Origin of the sequence: Paenibacillus sp. OAS669, assembly GCF_014873645.1 — a bacterium.
GTDB lineage: Bacteria > Bacillota > Bacilli > Paenibacillales > NBRC-103111 > Paenibacillus_S > Paenibacillus_S vulneris.
The window spans coordinates 519,368-538,536 of record NZ_JADBDR010000001.1; the positions used below are offsets into that span (position 1 = coordinate 519,368).

Here is a 19,169-nt window from a genome sequence, read left to right on the forward strand (position 1 = left end):
GTTTTTATATAAAAAGGAAAGGATAGAATCCGATGGACAAAACGCCGCCTCGCATGGATCCCCGTGTACTTCGTACACGTCAACTTCTTAGAAATGCTTTAATTGAATTGCTTCAGGAAATGGAGATTGAGAAAATATCGGTCAATCGCCTCTCTGAGAGGGCTACCATTAACCGAGTTACCTTTTATCTGCATTATAGGGATATTCCAGATATGCTGGAGAAGATGGCGGATGACATGATTATAGAAATTACAGGGGTTTTGCAAAAAACACCGACTAGCTCTAATTCCTCGGAAGAAGAGCTGCCGGCGCTGATTAGTTTACTCGAGCATATTGCCGAGCATGCCTCATTTTATAAAGTCGTTCTTGCATCTAAACGTATTCCGATCTTTACAGATCGTCTGTTGAAGCTGTTGTCAGAATTGATTAGCGCAAAAATAGAAGAGATTATGGAGGGCGGTTCCCGTTCGACAGACGGCATTCAAAAAGATATTGCTATCTGGTACGGTTCTTCCGCCTTGATCGGGACGATTGTATCTTGGCTTCGAAATGACATGCCTTATACGCCGCTTTTTCTTGCCAAACAGTTTACTTTGTTGCGGACAACCATGCGATAATCGATCTCTATTTACCCAATCGGCCTACATTGGAAATCGTGGAAGGAACAGCTTAAACTTGGTGCCCATGGGATTATTTCATCATCATTTATAAAGCGGGGAACGGACGGTATAAGGTTGTAAGGCAGTACAGCCAATACTACATTGACCATTTACCCTTACACCATCGATCGAGAACATTAGGCAGGTCCTCTCTCATATGAATTGTAGTCAGGCAACATCAAGTTGTAATCCTATGTTCCTTCCCTTATATCCGATGGATACATAGGCATGAGAGGTACGGTAGACTCGCATAATGGAACCTCGGGGGCAATGGCCCCCCCCTATAAGTACCGGTTACGATAATCCGTTGGAGTTAGTCCGAACTGTTTCTTGAAGCTCTCCCGGAAATGATCCTGATCCGAATACCCGATTCGCTCGCAGATCTCGTATATTTTGACGGATGGGTCCTTTAGTAGTCGGGCCGCTTCCTCCATGCGCAGACGAATCATCGAATGATGGATTGTTGTTCCAGTCACTTCTTTAAACAGCTGATTCAAATATTTATCACTGAGCCCGACTGCCGCCGCCACGTCCGAGAGCGCCAGCTCTTGACGCAGATCTGCTTCCTTCATGTAGCGGAGCGCACGCTCCGCCAGCTTTTTCTTCTTCACGCTTCCTGCCCATTCCGCGGGAGGCAGCGCTTCCGATAAATGCGGCAGATGATCCTTGGCGGCTTGTTCCGCGAACGCCAGCGTCCGCCGCTCTTCCCTCTCCTTATGCAGCGACTCGACCGCGCTTGATACGACCCGTTCCAGCTCATCCATGTCGATCGGCTTCAGAATATAGTCGAGCACCTGCAGCTTGATAGCCTGCCGTGCATGATCAAATTCATTCAGTCCGGATAAGATGATGCATGCGAGCTCCGGCTTAAGAGCTTTTGCCGACTCGATCAATTCCAGGCCGTTCATGCCGGGCATCCCGATATCGGTTAGGAGCAAATCCGCTTCTTCTCGCACAAGCCGGTCGAGCGCCTCTTCCCCATCCTCTGCAGCGCCCAGCAGCTCGATGCCCAAGGCATGCCAAGGGACGGAGCGTACCAGCATTTCCCTGACCGTTCTTACATCTTCGGCAATCAATAGTCTATACATCTGTTCCCCTCCGTTGTCCAGCCGCTTCCCGTACAGCCTGGCTATAAGGCAGCACGACTTCCACGCAGGTACCTTTCACTGCATGCACATAACGCAGACCGAATGCTTCTCCACAGTGAAGCTGGATTCTCCGGTGGACATTCATTGTACCATAGCCGGTGGCAACGATCAGTTTGCCGCCTGTATCGCTCTCCGGCTGCTGCCCCAGCATCCGGTTCATTCGCTCCGCGTCGCAGCCGCGGCCGTTGTCCTTCACCCGCAGCACCAGCTCCGTTCCTTCCTTGCGGGCTGAGATGACGATCCGGCAGTCGGACCGTTGGCCGGCAAAACCGTGTATAATCGCGTTCTCCGCCAGCGGCTGCAGTGTCAGATGCACAACTTTCGCGGATAAACAGGAGTCTGGCACATGAATCTCCACGTGAAGGTCGTTCATCAGCATCTTCTGGATGTGGAGATAGGCTTCGACCTGCTTCAGCTCATCCTCCAGAGTAATCCAGGTTTGTCCTTGATTTAGCCCGTAGCGGAATACATTGGCCAAGGAACGAACGATCCGGCTTGTTTCCCGGTCACCTGCCATAATGGCTCGGCAGTTGATAAGATCGAGCGTATTGTACAAAAAATGCGGATTGATCTGAGCATGCAGCAGCTCCAGACGCAGCTCCCGGCGCTCCAGCTCTTCCTTAAAGGATTGCTCGATCAAATCATGAATCGTCTTCAGCATGGAAGCAAATTTCTCATTCAGCTCATCCACTTCATAGATGCCGGTATTCCGGTACACGAACGGCTCCTTTCGCTCGACGACCCCAGGGCGCTGAATGGCGCCAACTAATCTGGAGATCGGAACGGTCACCCGTACGACAATGCTTCGCAGCCAGATGCCAGCAACCAGCAGCGCGATAAGGGCGGTCGCGACCGCGATAGCTGATATGGCGAACGTATAGCGGCTGAAGTGGCTTTCCGGTACAACCGCCAGCAGCTTCCACCCGTTTCCTAACGCTTCGGACATCACACGGTGGTTCTCTCCGTCGATCTTCGTCACAACTGAGGCATTGCTACCGGCTAGCGAGTCAACGAAAGGAAGCGCTCCCGCATTTTCCAGAAAAGCGTACCGCTCGCTGTATATAACCTGGTTTTTTTCATCAAGCAGAAGATGATAGCCTTTCTCGAGCGGAGCATTGTCAAATACCCCCTGCATGCTGCGCTTATCCGCGCCAACGATAACCGTGCCGATCGTCCTGCCGTCCTTGATGCTCGTCTTCTTTCTCGCGGAATAAATCATCGGGGCGTGCAGTGTGTCCGTGTTCTGCGCCCACCAGACGGTCTGTCGTTCCCCGTGCTGCAGCTGCTGGAACCATTCCTCGTTTTTCAAGTCCGCCTCCTTGAAAATTCCCGTGGAAGGATCGAAATGGTCCGAGGCCATAGTGTACAGTCCGCTGCCGGGGGCCAGGGCGACTGCCACAACGTAGGATTGCTGTGCAACCGAGAGGGGGCCGAAATTGTTAAGCAGCGACAATAGGGACAAATTCTGCAGATTCATCTGCAGTGTGTAAAAGTCGTCGACGGCATCAAATGGCTGCGGGTGCGTCTTCTCCAGCAAATTTTCTATCGACTGATTGCTCATAATAAACGCCGCCATGTTATTCATCGTATCGAACTGGTATTCGATGTTTCTATCGACGAATTTCATCGACTGCTCCGCCAGCTTGAGGTTATGTTCATTTTGCACCCGGATGAGGATGTAGCTGGCCGCTGCTGCAAAAAGAGCGATGAAGGTGACGATCAACACGAAGATTGGTATCCCGAGCCTGGCTAACAAGCCAGAATACCCGGTCCGCTTGGATATAAGCAAAATCATCGTCCCCCCTCTCTCTATTGCTCTCATCCAGCGGGAGCTTCATCAGCCGAGACAGACCCGATCCGATGAAGCTCTCCCTATGCCTCCGAAAATCATGCCCGGCTTACCAAAGCCTTTCGGACCGGCACCCGCTTGCCGGGGCCAGGCTGTGGTACCGTACCCTATCCCTGCTTATCTTAAAAAAAGCATCTTTATTTCATGCTTCGCCGCAAATACTCGATATCCTCCAACAAGCGTGAAGCGAATGCTGCGTCTATGTGTTTGCCAGCCTGGGCCTCCATTTCATGAATCAGCGGCGTGAAATCGAACTTCTGATTGTCTCGGGCGGCGTCTTTCAGAGCGGCCTCCACTTTGGCTAGCAAGCTGTCCCGGATGCCCCGGCCATCGATCCAGCCTTTGTTGTACCCATACCTAATCAAGTCGCCCAGCTCCTCTACGGTCAACATAACCGTCAAGACCTGCTGCACCGTCGTCTTGTTGCCTGCCGCATCTGTGCCTTCCAGCATCAGTTGATGCTCCCCAACGCTCAGTGACATCGGTTCGATCGTATAAGGGCTTTGGATCGGCTTGCCGTCCAGCCGGTACGAGACTTCCTTTACGCCGCTTAACGTATCCTCCGCCACAAAGGTCAGGGTTCCGTAAGCCGCACAGGACACCGTAATCGGCCCGATCACTTGAAACGACGGCGGAGCGGAGTCGATACGGATCACCGCCGTTTTGGGAACTTCCCGGTTGCCAGCCCGGTCCGTGCTTGTGTATACGAGTACATGCATTCCGTCACCGTTCACTTGAACCGATGTCCCTTCCGACAGAGGCCCGTCGTCCAGCCGATACTCCGTCCGGGCGGTACCGCTTAAGGCATCGTAAACGGACAAGGTTACGGTCTGCCCTGCTCGCTGCCACCCTGGAGCAGCGTCGTCGGCCGTTACCGGTGGCGTGCCGTCCACGATCACGGCAGCTGAGGCCTTGTAGCTGCCGTCAGTGGTCGTCGCCGTCACAGCGGTCCTGCCCTCGCTAACGCCGGTGACGATGCCTCCATAAGTGACCTCGGCAACTGATGCGTTGCCGGTCGACCAGGTGAGCGACTTATCCGTTGCGTCCTTCGGCGTAACGACGGCTATTAACGCAGCCCCCTGTCCCGGCTGGAGCAGCAGCATCTCTGGCTGCACCGCAACACCTGAAACGCCGGTTTTCGGTAGCTGTGGCTGATAATCAATGAACGTAAACGCATCATACAGGGCCGTATTCTTTGAATCCGCCGTGCCGGGGGTCCATTGGATGAAGTTGTCCCTGCCGTTCTGCAGATCCGCGTCGTTCACTGCGACATTCAAGCCGATTTTCCCTCCGAGTCCAGGTTTCAAATCCTTCACATAAGCGGATGGAATTTTGAATTCATAAATCGTCCGTTTGGCCGTTTCATCCCGAACCGCCTTGAAGGGAACACGACCGTTTACTTCGCCATTCGGATTGGGCGGGGCCGAATAGAAAATATGAACGGGCAGACTACCGTCGTTCGTCAAAGCGAATCCCCATTCGGTATCGTCCGCCCCGTACGGAGCCTCCCGATTGTTCAGAGGATCCAGGCTGATCTGAACGGAATCGTTCTTCCACATATTCGCCGCATTCTCCGATTGCTTATGGATATTATCGCGGACCGACACGGCGAAATACATCCCGTCCTCGGCCCATTTGGCGTAAGCCGCAGCTTCAAGATTATCGGGGTCGTGAAAGCCGTCCGCATTCTGATCGTTCCTGCGGAGATGGAACGGATAAGCATCGTTCCAATCGCTCAGATCGCCGTCGATCGTTACGGCTTGTGCCTTCTGCACCAGGTTGAAGTCGACGGGCATCGCAGGATCGCGGAAGATCACTTTACCGCTTGCAGTATCCTCGACTTGCAGGTCGATGCCGTATTCGTTGAATGCAGCAGGTTTATGATACGTCCAGCGGAAATCCAGCTGAAGCCGGTCGCCCTTCTTCAAGCTGCTGAACGTATCGGAGGCGATAGGCTCAAGCGCAACGCCATCCGGGCCCTTAACCGTTACTCGGCCCGATTTCTCAAACGACGACGTTCCCGTCAGCTGCACGGAGACGACATCCAATTGTTCGATCGTTTTTTTGACGGGCAGCAGTTTCAGGCCGATGCCGTCTTCTATGGTCAGTTGAACCTTCTTTGTATCCAGAATCGCTCCGTCGAAGACGATATCTAATGCGATTTCATAACGTCCCTTGACCGTACGGTCCGGGACCTTCACTTGGTAAAGCCGATCAAGCGATGCATGCGGCGAAATCATCACGGTGGCTTCCGCCGGATCCGTTTGTGCGGCATCCCAACCCTCTGGCAGCTTCATCCGCACAGTCACTGGCTGCGGAGTATCTGTATCGTTGACAAGGGATAGCTGGAATCCGCTTGGATGGCCGGCTTCACCGGTAATTTCCGTCGGTACGACACTAGCCTTGACGCCGACAAATTTAACCGGCTCGGAACGAACTATCGCCAATGCCGCACCGGCGAATTCCCGTGCCAACAGATTGTAGGCGTAGCTATCCGCATAGCTGCCTCTGGCTGAAGCAGCTTCCGCCAAGCGGCCGTACCGGTTCATGCGGAGCACGGCCGACGCCGAGACGGGCATTACGCTGTAATCGCCCTTCTTCGTGTTGAAGGCGGCGGTGGCCGTCTGCATGGCTGCCGCATAATCGAGGGTATTCGCGCCCACGCCTTGAAGTGTGTAGGATAAGGCGACTGAGGCACTCTCCGCCACGTTATATAGTGCCTCCAGAGCCACGTAGCCGGGAGCTCGCTCTAGGGAGCCTGCCTCGATCTGACCCGCTATCCGGGTCATCAGCCGGTAGATGTCCTTGATTCCCTGTTCCAGTCCGGACGAGCTCCTTCCGCTCCCCAAGGCCGTCTCCCATTCCATAGTTATGCGACTAAGCTCCGCCTTATCCCCGTCCACAAGGATGGCGTTAGCTGGCGTGCGTATCCGGTCCAGCTTGGCGGCCGCCTCCTGCGCCTTATTTTTCAGCAGCTGTGCGGCAGCGCCAAGCACGAAATCCTCAGGCACACCCGTGAGGTAAACGGGTGATCCACTGACAGTGATCTGCACACCCCCACCTGCACCCGTTACCGGAAGCTCCGCGCCGTTAACATTCTTCAGCTTCACTCCCGCCGCAGCAAAAGGCAGCGTGATGACGCTTTCAGGTGCGCGAACCGCTGGATTGTCCTTGTGGTCGACCTTTCTCCAAGCGACCGTCACCGGTAATCCTTCGTTCAGGAAAACCTGCACGGCGACATCCGCATCTCCGGTGTCGTACGTTCCGACATACCGCGCCTTGTCCAGAGTGGTCATCAATTGATTGACCGCAGTATAAGCGAGCTTCGGTCTTCCGTCATTGTCCGTGATACCCCAGAAAATATCATAGTACCGGTCATCCGTACCGTCGTTTTTATAGTTATAATATTCGTAGACCTTCACTTGATCGGTAATCATATAGTTGAGAAAAGCCCGAACGATATAGTCCCGCTGGGTTTCCTCCGAAACCGACGGGTAGCCCGCTTTGGCCGTCGGCCATCCCCCCTCGGTCAAATAATAATCTTTCCAGCCTCCATAAGCGTTTACAAGCTGTTTGACTCCATCCATCATATTTTGGAGATTCCCGTCCGGCATCGAATTGTATACGTACGGATGATAAGAATAAGCGTCGGCATAGTCGAAGGAGCCCAGCTCCAGCTCGCTTGGAAGCACGCTCAATACGCTGGATGTGTGGTCACCGGCCAGCAGCATGGCGTCCGGATCCGCCTTTTTCATCGCCAGATAGGCGGTTTTCTGCAGCTGTACGAATTCCTCAGGGATATAAGGCTTGGAGAAAATCTCAGGCTCGTTCGGCATTTCCCACTGCCGGATTTTGCCCTTGTAGCGGTTGACAGCATTCGCAACGAAGTCACCCATCGCTTTGAGAGCAGCTGGCGTGTTGGCCGTTCCCTGTTGATAATAAGCGTTCCGGTCAATACCGAGCACCGGAATCTGATTAAACCCGTAGGTGAATAGCTTATTTAGCAAAGAATCGGTCCCGCTGTAATTGTAAACCGTCCGGCCAGAGCTGTCCTTCATATTTCTGTCGACATCCTCCCAAGAAATCCCGGAACGGTGGCTCCGGGCACCCATCTTCCGCGCGCCGTCTATGATATCGTCTCTCCAGTTCAATGCGTAATGCGTATTCAAGCCGAATTTACTCTCGTTGTCCAGATCGACTTGCGGGATAGGCGCCGCTTTGGTAATGATCGCAAGGCGCATCCGCTTTGATTGTTCGGGCTGCTTCACGCCGTCCACCGTAAAGTCGGCCGATACCTCGTAGGTCCCAATCTCCTTGAGGTCCGGGGTGAAGGGAATCGTGTCCCGCTGATTTGCATATCTGGCCAAGCTGTACGTTTTTGAGCCTGATGCGGCAAGCGCTCCGTCACCGTCCGCCCGTCGTACGGTATAATCGATCCGCAGCTCATGAGGCTCTGCTCCGGCTTCCAAAGCGAGACTAAGGCCCGGTGACTCCTCCTTCGAATAAATTCCAGCATAATTGCCGGCAGGCTGGAGATCGATCACATAGGGCACAGGCAGCGGATCGATGGAAAAATCGTCAATCATCAGGTTAATTCCGCCAACAACATTCCATTGAAAATAGCCTTTCTTCAAAGCGAGTGGATCAGAATCGTCACCGCTTGCCGTCTCCACACCATCTATGAGCAGCTTATGGGTAATGCCGCTGACGCGCAGCTCATAGTCATGCCAGTCGCCGAGCAGCGATTTGACATAGTTGGCGATATAGTAATTGCCCCCAAGCGTCGTCTTCCGCATGAGAAAATATTTGGAATTATGCGTTGCCCATTCCAGCGCATTGTTGTTCGCGTCGTCTGCGGCGCGGTATCGCAGCCGCCATGTGTTCTGCACCGCTGTACTGGTCCGCTCATACTTGGCCTTAAACTTGACGACGAAGTTATCGGCATTCTGATACATGGGAAGATTCAGCTTGGCGCTCCCCGACCCATTCAGATTCAGCACCTTGTTCCCATCCGGCAGCTGAATCACCTTCGTCCCGGCCCCCGTCACGGACCAGCCGACAGGGGCTGTATTTGCCGGCTCCGCTTCAAAATCGTTCCGGTAAGGCGTTATTTCCCTGATCGCGACCTCGATTGCTCCCGTTGCCGGATAGCGCGCGGTTTGGCCGGAGCCGTCTTGGGCGGTAATATAATAGCGAATACGGTCGGACCGGTTCGTTCCCGGAATCGTGCCCGAATACGATCTGCCGCCTCCCGATGCCTGAACCGACTGTTCGGTTCCGTCGCTTCCGTAAGCGTAGCGGATCTGAGCCGTCACTGCTGAGGCGGCATTCGCTACGGTAAAGGCAACCGGTACATCGGCATTGTACGGAACCTCGGTTAGAGGCGTATGAACGATCCCGAACGCTGATTGTGAGGAAAGCGGCCAGACCGCGATACGATCTACGCTCAAATGAACGGCCGGACCGATACTTTTCAGTGAGAAGCCGACCCCGCCAGCCGCAAGGGACGAGTCGTTGAAGGCAGCAGCTTTAGTGCCGTCGACGAGCAATGAGAAACCGCTTCCATTTATCTCAATCCGATAGGAATGCGTATCCGCAAGCTGAAATCCATGAACTGCTGCGCTAATATCTGCGGAAGCTCCCACCTGCACGGCGGAGGGCGACTCTGGGTATTTCCATAGTTCGACGAAACTGGAGTTTTTGAATTCCATGAAATAGTAGCTGGTACCGGAGCTGTAGCGGAACAGCGCCCGAAACCGGTCTCCTTTGGCCGTAAACTCCATGACGTAATCCTTGGAGCTGTACGGTAACGAAGACGTCTTCACAATAGCCCGCTGAGGGGAGGTCGCTGTCGTCGAGCCTGTTAGCACCACCTCTGCTCCGCTGCCCGCGGTTTGCCATGCCGTGTTGCCGAACATATCCCAATTACCAAGCCCTCCGGCAAAGCTGTCCTCGAACAACGGTGCCGAATCCGCCGCCTCTACGGAAACCGGAAGCGGCTGTATCAGCAACGTCACAATTAACAGCATGCTTATCTTGCCGAACCACCTTTTCATTACGGAATCACCCCTTGCCTGATTTCTTCTTCAGCGACTCCTCCAGCTCTTTCAAAATTTGTGCGCCTCCCTGCGCCTTCCACTTCTCCGTGAACTCGTCGAATTTCTTGATGTCACCGCCCATAATGATCTGTGTGAAGACGGAGTCGCGCATTGTATTCAACTCCACCAGCTTGGCGATTTTGGTCGGGGAATCCAGATAATTGGAAGCGTCGGTAATCTGGTACGGATTATGGATTGCTATATCAAGTGCCTGTGCATTTCGCACCGGGAGCGATTCAAGGTATCGCGGCCACCCTTGCAGCCCGGGAGCGAACAGATAGCCCTGCGTCCCGCGGAAATTCCCGTTCTTGTCCTGCTGTGTCTTGGGGTCGATCAGATCGGTGGCCAGCTTCATCTTGCCGTTCTCGATCTTGTAGTCTTCTCCTTCGATGCCCCAAACGGTCAGCATCTGGTTGTCGAGGGACAACGATTGCTCGATAATGCCCAGCACTTTTTTGGGATCCTTGGTTTTCGCGCTGATGGCGTGCATCTGGGAGAAAGGCGCTCCCATTGGAGCCACCGCCTTGCCGTCCGGACCCGTAAGCGAACCGGTCAGGGTCAAATATTTGAACGGCTGATCGGCTTGATTCGGGAGATTCCCGTCTGCGGCCAGCTTGCCGCTTTTCTTAAGCTCGCTTGTCTCGATCTGGGTGTCGTAATCGCTTGCCGTAGACCACCAGCCCATCCAGGAGAACAGCTTGCCGCTATACAGCTTTGCCCGCAGCTGCTCCTCCTTGATGGTGGCGAACTCCTTATCGATCAGACCTTCCGCATACATTTTTTGCAAATATTGAAGGGCTTGCTTCATTCTCGGATCGATGTCATAGTTGCTGAACTTGCCGTCTTTCTCCGTAAAATAACCCGGCGTCACTCCGAACGCGCCGAAGATGTGGTCGAAGGAATTGTTGGCGTACTTGGGCTGCCCGATTTGGGCCGTATACCCACCGAGAGGGATAACCTCCGGCTTTTCCGCTTTGATCTTTTTCAGCAGATTATAATATTCGTCAAGCGTCTTCGGCACCGCGCTTCCCGCCGCTTCAAGATAGTCCTTGCGAAGGACCAGATTCCACCGATACCCGGCACCAGGCCCTCCTTGATAAGGAATCCCGTACATTTTACCGTTGACCTTTGCCTGTTCGAAAACGTTCTTCGGTACCTCCTTCAGAATGTTCGGAGTATCCTTCTCGTTAATCAGATTGGTCAGATCGACGAAGGCTCCCTGCAGGGCATACTTCTGGAAATCGTCAGCAAAATCGATTCTTGCTACATCGGGAATGTCACCGCTGGACATTTTCAGATTCAGCTTCGTCTTGTACTGCTGAACATCAACCAGCTCGGGCACAATCTTCACACGGAGCTTTTGCTCGATCGCCTGCTTGACTACATCTTTTGAAGGGTCGTAAGGCTTAGAAATGTCTTGAGCCCGGAGCCATTTAAGCTCATAGGGGGTTTCCGCCTTCGCCTGAGGTGATCCTGAATCCCCTGTGGGCGCAGGCGGAGTGCTTCCTACCCCATTCTCCTTGCTGCAACCCGCAACAGTTACGGTCCCGGCCAGTACGGCGGTAAGTATGCCGAGCGGCCATCTTTTCTTTGAACTCGCCATCATTCATAAACCTCCTTATTTTCCTTCCAATCAGTTGTCTATTTCTCCCCGGCTGCGATCCTATTTACGGCGGACGATCCCACTATCCTTTCACTGATCCGACCAGCATGCCCTGCTCGAAATATTTTTGCACGAACGGGTAAATGATCAGCATTGGCAGCGCTACAATGACAATCGCAGCCATCTGGATGCCTATCGTAGGCGGTGGCGTCGAGCCTGCCGCTTCCAGCAGCTCCGGCGGGAGGCTGGAGCTGGCGACGATCGTGCGAAGAACAAGCTGCACAGGCGCTTTGTGCCAATCGGTCACATACAGCATGGCGTTGAAGAAATCGTTCCAGTACACCACCAAATACAGCAAACCGATGGTAGCTATCACCGGCATGGACAGCGGCAGCACAATCTGCCACAGCATTCTGAGCTCCGAGGCTCCGTCGATCGAGGCGGATTCCTTCAAGCTGTCCGGGATACCCTCGAAGAACGACTTCATAATGATCATGTTAAATGCGCTGTAAGCCATAACCAGGATGAGCACATAGCCGGTGTTGAGCAGCCCGAGCTGCTTGATCGTGATATAGGTGGGAATCATCCCGCCTTTGAACAGCATCGTAAAGAGAAAGTACAGCAGGATGATCCGCCTGCCTGGCAGCTTTTTCTCTGCCAGCGCGTAAGCGGCCGTTGTGGTCAGGAACAGAGCCAGTAGGACACCCGCCGCCGTGTTGCGGATCGTGGTGCCGTAGGCGGTATAGATCAGGGAGCCTTTCTGCAGTAAATATTCATAGTACTGCAAGCTGAAGGAGGTCGGAAACAGGATGAATCCGTTTTTCTCGCTGAACAGGTGATACGGTGTCACCGAGATGGTTATGACGTACCAGAAAGGAATGACGATTAGTACGGTTAAGGCGGTGAGTACGGTATAGTTGACGGTAACAAAGGCGGTCTCGCCTCTCGTGAGCTTCATCGTTTCTCTTCTCCTTCGCTAGAAAATGCCGGAATCGTTGATGCGCCTGGCGATATGATTGGCGATCAGCACCAGTGCGAGCCCGATGACACCTTTGATGACGTCGGCTGCAGCGGCGAGGCTGAGGCTGAACTGCTCGATGCCTACCCGGTATATGTAGGTATCCAGAATATCTCCAACCTCAAACACCATCGGATTGTACAGGTTGATCACCTGATCCAGCCCGGCGCTCATGATGTATCCGACTCTAAGGATGAAGATAACGACGATCGTTCCTGTGATGCCCGGCAAAGTGACGTGAAGGATCCGCTGAAGCCGCGTCGCTCCGTCCATCACCGCCGCCTCGTATACCTCCGGGTTCAGCCCGGCGATGGCGGCCATATAGATGATGGCTGCCCAGCCCATCTCCTTCATCGCGTCGGTCACGACCAGTATCGTCCGGAAGTAGGCAGGCTCGACGAGCAGATAAGCGGGTGTCCCGCCGAACAGCTCGACGATTTTGTTAACGACGCCAGTCTCTGGCGAAAGCAGCAGTGTAATGATCCCGCCGTATACGACCCAGGAGACAAATCTTGGCAGGTAGACGGCGGTTTGAAGCGTCTTCTTGAACCAGATGGCGCGAATTTCGTTCAAGGCAAGCGCCAGAACGATCGGGCACAGGAAGCCGCTGATCATTTTGTACAAGCTGATCAGCAGCGTGTTCTTGAACGCATTGCGGAACATTTCGGATTCGAACAGCATCCGGAAATATTTGAGACCCGCCCACTCGCTTCCGGAGAAGCCCTGAATGACGTTGTAATCCATAAACGCGATGCTGATCCCGTACAGGGGGAGATAATCGAACAGGAACACCCAAATAAAAGCAGGCATCAGCAGCAGGTATAGCAGCTTGTATTTCCATAACCTTCCGAGGCGACTCCGGGGAGTCGTCTTCTTTTCAACAGCGGTTCCGGCTGTCACCAGCTCCATCTTCATGTCCTCCTGCAAGAAAGTGCTTACAAAGGATAGTGTATCGGAAAGCGGATGACCGGAAAACCGGAGTGAAGAACCATTATACCGGGGAAAAGTCCGATTTTACTGCTTCCTATTCCCCTGCTGCGCCGCTGGAACAACCGAGCGGGTGATCGTCCAATCGGCGAAATTGTAGGTCAACGACTCGCCTCCCTGAGATGCAGTGAACATAACGGCATTTTGCCTCTGCTGCAGCCAAGGTGTGTCGAACAGTTTGAAGGCGGAATAATCGACGGGCGTATTGTTGATTTTATGTGTATTGTTGTATGCGTCCGCAGCGGAATCAAACGTAATGTCCATCCAATCCCCACTTAAGCTTTTATAAATCAGACGCGGGTTGGCCTCGTTGATATGCGTGCTGTCGACTGTCGTATTCGTAAGAACCGCGTTCTTGAAGGCAGCAAAGTCCTTATACTCGGAAGCGTCTGCGGTTTCAAGCACCCATCCATTCGTATCGGCCTGACTGCGAAGGATATGGTAGCTGTAGAGCAATTGTTTGGTAGGATGAAGCTGGGCCGTCGTCTTGACCTTGTTCGCCGGATCGGTTGGCGTCTGTTCATACCATGAATACGGCTTAATCATCTTAAAAGCGAAATACATCGGTCCGGCATCGCAAAATACCCATCCCGCCTGCTCTTCTCTCGCAATAATCGAACCGGTGTCCGGGAACATGGCGTTAATAAAATTGGAGCTCGGAGTATTTAGCAGTTTGTACACGCCCACCGCCGCTTTACCGTCCTGCATAATCCGATGGTTGGCTGGCTGGTCATAATTGCCAATGGGTGCATCCCCCTGATCGACGGACAGACGGAAGAGTGGATTCGGCTTGGGAGAATGCCAGCGCAGCACCACGGGGATATCTTCAATCCAGTTGTCGACGCGGTTATACGTTACCTCGGTAGACAGGCCCCAAGTCGGCCGGACATAGGCCTGACGGTACGTGCGAAGATTGCGGCCGCTCGAATTTTGCAGATTGGCTTTGCGGGACACGTAGCTTTTATCAGCGGTTTGGCCGATCCTGACAGCCATTTCCGGCGGTTCATAGCTCATACCTCGGTACAGTACCAGGCCCAAATATTCGAGATACGGGCGGTACGTTACAGGCGCCATCCCTTCCGATTCGCCGATTCTCTCCTGCGCCCGGTAGGAGCCGAAATACATCCAAGACAGAGCGGTATGGTCCGCTCCCCTCCATGTCGGATCGCTTGCCGAAACCGAGTCTCCCTTGGCCCGGTTGGATGTAGAGATGAACGTTCCATTGATCCAGTCGTTCGCCCACTCGAACCACATGATGTCCATGGCCATTTTAACCTTCTGCTTGAAATCCGGTTCATCCGAATACTGGTACAAGGCGTTCAAGCACAAATAGGTCATGAACGTATATTCCGGACTTTCATATTCGGCCCATCCGTAGCGAACTCCCGAATCGAGCATCTCCTCGAGATTAGCCCGGTTCTCAGCTTTCAGCACAGCCCCGGACTTGCCGTTCAAATCCTTCAAATCGGACAAATACTGCCCTACCAAATAACCTGCTGTGTAGTTGCTCATTCGGAGATTTTCGGTTTGGGGCAGCTTTGCATAGGCATATTGCGAGAAATACCACCGGACATGATCCGTCATCGCGCTGCTGAACCGGTCGCCGACCAGCAAATAGGCATACATTTTGGCGACCGTTTTGTACTGCTCCCAGTCGTACGTTTGGAACATAGCGTCGAGCTTTTGGAGATTAGCGGTGGCATTCTGCCCGTCGAGAATTTGCGCGACGTACTGTGTAATATTGAGCTGTCCACCCAGCTCTGACATCGATTTCGTCTTGCCCCACAGCCATTGTCTTCGGCTGTCTAAAGTGCCGGGAAAAGGTGCATTCGTGCTATCCGAAGGCGGGATGGGACCGACGCTCACGTTATCGAATTCCGCCGCCGCCAGCCGGTTGTTGTTATGACTTGTTACCGCCAGACCGAAATAAACCGTCTCCGGCAGATTCATCGCCTCTTTCTTAACAAACGTCCAGTTCGTGCCATCGGCCGAATCGTACGCGCTGATCACATTATTCTGCCGCACCAGCTTCACCCAGTAAGGCGCGGATGCTTTGGTTCCTGCCGTCTGGCTGGAGTCCGCTCCTGGCTGAAGCCGTTCCTGGAAGAAGACCCCTCCCGCAGGCGTCACCTCCATCATTGTGTAAGGGGACTGCTTCGTTATATCGCCTCGGATCATAACCCCTGCCTTGGTCCATTGGGCTGTATTCTCGACGCTGTAGACGCGCGCCACCACCTGCCCGTCGCCCGTCCATGGCCGGTATACATAGTGGAACGCATCCTCCGTTCCCCAGATATCCGTTCCGGAGCCCTGAACCTTGAAGGTGCCGGTATCCCGGTTATAAACGGCACGGCCCACCGTGCCCACACTGCCGATATCCGTATCTCCGAATGGCTCCGGCATCCCGCTGATCGAGGGCAATGTAGTGACGACGGCTTCATTGCTCAGCCCCGATACGTTCCCTGCTCCGTCCCTCGCTTTGACGGTAAACCGGTAAGCCGTATTTGGCATCAATCCGGGTACAAGATCGCTCATCGTGAAACCGCTTACTGTTTTCAGCAGCTTGCCATCGCGATACATATCGTATCCTGTTACTCCGACATTATCCGTCGAAGCCGTCCAGCTCAGGCTAACGCTCGTATCTGTTTTCCCTGTGACCGTCAAATTCGACGGTGCCGCAGGCGGTACAGTATCCTGATTTTGCCCGCTTGCCACCTCGTAGACCGCCAAATCGTCGACGATGTAGGCTTCATCCGTACCGCCGGTGTCGACGCGGACGGAGAAGGCCAGCTTGATGCTCGTAATCGTTTTCTGCCCGCCGTTCGGAACGATCTTGAAACGATAGCTCGGAATGTCACTGTCGTTAATCGTTCCCATCGCATTCGGATCGCTGTTCAGATAAGCCGCTGTACCGGAAATACTCGGATAACCGGCCGGAAAGCGGGGAATCAACACGTTGTCGTACGGCGCGAACTGCAGCTGGGCATAGATGTCCTTGGCCACTGGCTTGTCGCTGGCGGCGCTGCGCTTCAGCTTGTATTCCAGGATGAATTCCACTGGAGCGCTTCCCGTCGGCATACCGTAAATCACATTAATCCTGTCCTTTAGCTTGCCGTTGTTCAATTGATAATAGAAATAACTTGCGGCATTGGTGCCGAGCGAAGCGTCACGAAACTCAAGCGCATTGTTGCCGTTCCATTGCACGATTCTTTGCGAACCGCCGCTGCTGCTGTTATCCAGCGTAAAAGGACTTACTCCGCCGTCGAAATGGGTGTCCATATCCTGCGCCAGCAAGTTGATCATGACCGGCTGGCCGCTCTCCGACGCATGCGTGATAGGAACGCTGCTAATGGCCATTAGCCATACAAGGACAAAACTTAGCAATTTTCTGGTTTTTCGCGTCAACATCATTCATCCACCTCCAAAGTTCAAAGCATTCGGTTCGGTACACCGCAATTGATCGGCTTTTCGGTTGCTTGCTATTTCACCCCCTTTCACGCCGCTGCCCGCTGCCGCTTGCCGTTATTCGCTCTTTTGCTCTCGATATTGGTTCGGTGTTAAGCCCGTATACTTTTTGAATGAGGTAAAAAACGTCGTTTTCGATTGAAACCCGGACCGTTCCGCAATGTGAAGCACAGGCCAATCTGTGGAAACAAGCAATTGCTTGGCCTGCTCCAGCCGTTCCTGGTGTATGAAATCCGATAGTGTAATCAAGTAGGTCTCTTTGAATACCAATCGGACGTAGCTGACGGAAAGCATCAAATAATCCGCAATCCCCTCCAAAGAAAGCATCGGATCCTGAAGATGCTGTTTGACATAATCAAAAATTTCCGCAGCCAATTCTTCCTTCCGGTTTGAATTGGAATGTTTGATGTCAATGCTGTCAATAATACCGGCAAGCTGCTGGCAGATCCATTCCTTCACATCGGCTAAGGTGTCGAATCTCCGTAACAAGTCCACCCCGCCCAGCTCCTGATCGAGCATCACTTTATTGAAAGCTTTGAAAATATAGAAAAACAGCAGCTTCAGCTGAAACTGGCATTCCGCATAGGACAAATGGTGAAGCTCGGCGAAGATCGCGTCCAATAGCTCTTGAACCTGATCCTTCCGGGATTTGCGAACGGCCTGGATCAGCTCCTGAACCAGCTTCTCGTCGAGCCCCGACTGCGGCTTCGGCCAATAATCCGGCATATCTTCTTCTACATACACGCTGTCCTTCTCGTTGAAAAATCCCAGCAAAGTCAGGTCGTAAATACGGTCATACAGGCTGCGCATGTTGCCGTCCTTGGGCGTTCTGCCGCTAAGTGCAGCGGTAGCCCGAATTTGCAGCCAGCGCCCGATCTCTTCCCGCGCTTCATTCAGTGCCTGGAGCGGAGTCCTCTCCTGCTTTCCACCGCCGATAAACACGACCAAATGATCGCTGCCCACGTCCACATTCTCGATAGCAAAGCCGTGCCTCCCCATCACTTCACTTGTAATATTGCCCATTGCATACAGAAGAAGCTTCCTCGAAGCGTAGGAATAGCGGTCCGAGAAAGACTTGAACCGGTTAATACGCAGAACGGCCAAATATAGTTCAGGAAAGAGCAGCAGCTTCATGTTTTTATTTTCCAGGAAGGATTCATGGTAGGTCCCCTGCAGCAGCCATTGCCGCAAAAATTCGTTCTTGACCACTTCCTGATGGTTTCTTATGATGTGGTTCATCTCTTCCACGGTTTTGACCATATGGTCTAGACCCGATTTGATGATGGCGAATTCCGTATTTCGGCTGGGTTCGGGGACGGACACGGCCGTGGCAACCGTCTGCCTGATCTGGCTCGCCAATTGGCTGAACGGCAGGAAATGGCGTCGTGAATTCCAGTAGGTAAGCCCGGAAAGCAGCAGCAGCAGGAAAAGGCACATCCCCAGTATTTCCATTTGGATTCGGTCGATTTTGCCGCTGATGTCTTTCAGTCGGACGGTGGAATACAGCGTCCAGTCCTCTAATTTAAAGGCATGGGAATGGATTAGAAAGACATTGCCTTCAACTACGAATTGATGGTTAGCCGAGTTTTGACGCAGCATCTGCTTCTCGCGGAACGCGCCGGAGCTGCCAAGAATGACGTTCTGCTCGCTGTCGGTAATGACGATGCCAGTGGCGGGATCGTTCAGATTTTGCAGCAAATAGGTTTCGAGCAGGCTTTTGTTCAATAAAATGACCAGATACCCTTGGCTTGCGATTTGGGAGCGGTTCGCAGGCACGATCAAGGCCAGAAAGGACTCGTCTCCGAGCGTATGATCGAAAAATCTTAAAGTCATCGGAGGCTGGCTGCTAATGCGTGCCAGCATCTTCTGATCCGAAAATTCGGCAAATGTATGGATGCCTTCCTTGGAGTCGATTACCCGCTGCGTTTTGGTGTTCACCAGATAGGTCGTTCCAATATACGACTGCAGGCTCATGAATTTCGAAACCGATTTAAAGGACGAAGCCGCAGCCAAAGGATCGTTAAGATCGGACATCAGCCAGTTGAAGATGTCCGGATCCTGATACATGCTTAAGGCGTAAGAACGAAGATGATCCAGCTGGTACTCGAAGCCTTGGCTCAGACTGTCCGTCTTGATTTCCATCAAATGGTTTATGTCGTCATAAGCTTGCTTGGCATATTGCTGCCTTAATAAATAGGAGAAGATGAGAATGACCACCGTAAACAAAATTCCCATATTCAAAACGTTACGAAGGTATGTTTTTTCAGGCCGTAATCGCAGCATTCTTATTCCCCTTCATTTCTTTTTTCCTATTCATTAAAGCACAAATTCTCGTATGTGAT

The 19,169-nt window shown here is 53.1% G+C and carries 9 protein-coding genes; 1 reads left to right on the forward strand and 8 read right to left on the reverse strand.

Annotated elements, in window-relative coordinates:
- Nucleotides 1-32: 32 nt before the first annotated feature.
- Nucleotides 33-617, forward strand: coding sequence for a TetR/AcrR family transcriptional regulator (locus tag GGC63_RS01905; protein WP_192700891.1), 585 nt, complete (start codon nucleotides 33-35; stop codon nucleotides 615-617).
- Between the two features lie 323 nt (nucleotides 618-940).
- On the opposite strand, the gene GGC63_RS01910 is transcribed toward GGC63_RS01905, so the two are convergent.
- The 8 genes from GGC63_RS01910 to GGC63_RS01945 all read right to left on the reverse strand — a co-directional run bounded on the left by GGC63_RS01910 (nucleotide 941) and on the right by GGC63_RS01945 (nucleotide 19,110).
- Complete coding sequence (locus GGC63_RS01910; protein WP_192700892.1) at nucleotides 941-1,747, reverse strand: response regulator transcription factor; 807 nt, start codon at nucleotides 1,745-1,747, stop codon at nucleotides 941-943.
- Complete coding sequence (locus GGC63_RS01915; protein ID WP_192700893.1) at nucleotides 1,740-3,602, reverse strand: sensor histidine kinase; 1,863 nt, start codon at nucleotides 3,600-3,602, stop codon at nucleotides 1,740-1,742. Before GGC63_RS01915 ends, GGC63_RS01910 begins: the two co-directional genes overlap by 8 nt.
- 191 nt (nucleotides 3,603-3,793) lie before the next feature.
- Complete coding sequence (locus GGC63_RS01920; protein WP_192700894.1) at nucleotides 3,794-9,712, reverse strand: OmpL47-type beta-barrel domain-containing protein; 5,919 nt, start codon at nucleotides 9,710-9,712, stop codon at nucleotides 3,794-3,796.
- Between the two features lie 7 nt (nucleotides 9,713-9,719).
- Nucleotides 9,720-11,360, reverse strand: coding sequence for an extracellular solute-binding protein (locus tag GGC63_RS01925; RefSeq protein ID WP_192700895.1), 1,641 nt, complete (start codon nucleotides 11,358-11,360; stop codon nucleotides 9,720-9,722).
- A gap of 79 nt (nucleotides 11,361-11,439) precedes the next feature.
- Entirely contained in the window at nucleotides 11,440-12,315 is an 876-nt protein-coding gene (locus GGC63_RS01930) for a carbohydrate ABC transporter permease (protein WP_079908727.1), read from the reverse strand.
- Nucleotides 12,316-12,333: 18 nt separating this feature from the next.
- On the reverse strand, nucleotides 12,334-13,284 hold the full coding sequence (locus GGC63_RS01935) for an ABC transporter permease (RefSeq protein WP_192700896.1): 951 nt from the start codon (nucleotides 13,282-13,284) through the stop codon (nucleotides 12,334-12,336).
- 105 nt (nucleotides 13,285-13,389) lie between these two features.
- Nucleotides 13,390-16,773, reverse strand: coding sequence for a fibronectin type III domain-containing protein (locus GGC63_RS01940; protein ID WP_225947863.1), 3,384 nt, complete (start codon nucleotides 16,771-16,773; stop codon nucleotides 13,390-13,392).
- Nucleotides 16,774-16,884: 111 nt separating this feature from the next.
- Nucleotides 16,885-19,110: a helix-turn-helix domain-containing protein gene (locus GGC63_RS01945; protein ID WP_192700897.1), complete on the reverse strand. Its 2,226-nt coding sequence runs from the start codon at nucleotides 19,108-19,110 to the stop codon at nucleotides 16,885-16,887.
- Nucleotides 19,111-19,169: the final 59 nt, after the last annotated feature.

Coding starts and splice junctions, on each gene's coding strand:
- GGC63_RS01925 (WP_192700895.1), bottom strand. CDS start 11,360: ATGATGGCGAGTTCAAAGAAAAGATGGCCGCTCGGCATACTTACCGCC.
- GGC63_RS01920 (WP_192700894.1), bottom strand. CDS start 9,712: ATGAAAAGGTGGTTCGGCAAGATAAGCATGCTGTTAATTGTGACGTTG.
- GGC63_RS01905 (WP_192700891.1), top strand. CDS start 33: ATGGACAAAACGCCGCCTCGCATGGATCCCCGTGTACTTCGTACACGT.
- GGC63_RS01935 (WP_192700896.1), bottom strand. CDS start 13,284: ATGGAGCTGGTGACAGCCGGAACCGCTGTTGAAAAGAAGACGACTCCC.
- GGC63_RS01915 (WP_192700893.1), bottom strand. CDS start 3,602: ATGATTTTGCTTATATCCAAGCGGACCGGGTATTCTGGCTTGTTAGCC.
- GGC63_RS01930 (WP_079908727.1), bottom strand. CDS start 12,315: ATGAAGCTCACGAGAGGCGAGACCGCCTTTGTTACCGTCAACTATACC.
- GGC63_RS01910 (WP_192700892.1), bottom strand. CDS start 1,747: ATGTATAGACTATTGATTGCCGAAGATGTAAGAACGGTCAGGGAAATG.
- GGC63_RS01945 (WP_192700897.1), bottom strand. CDS start 19,110: ATGCTGCGATTACGGCCTGAAAAAACATACCTTCGTAACGTTTTGAAT.
- GGC63_RS01940 (WP_225947863.1), bottom strand. CDS start 16,773: ATGATGTTGACGCGAAAAACCAGAAAATTGCTAAGTTTTGTCCTTGTA.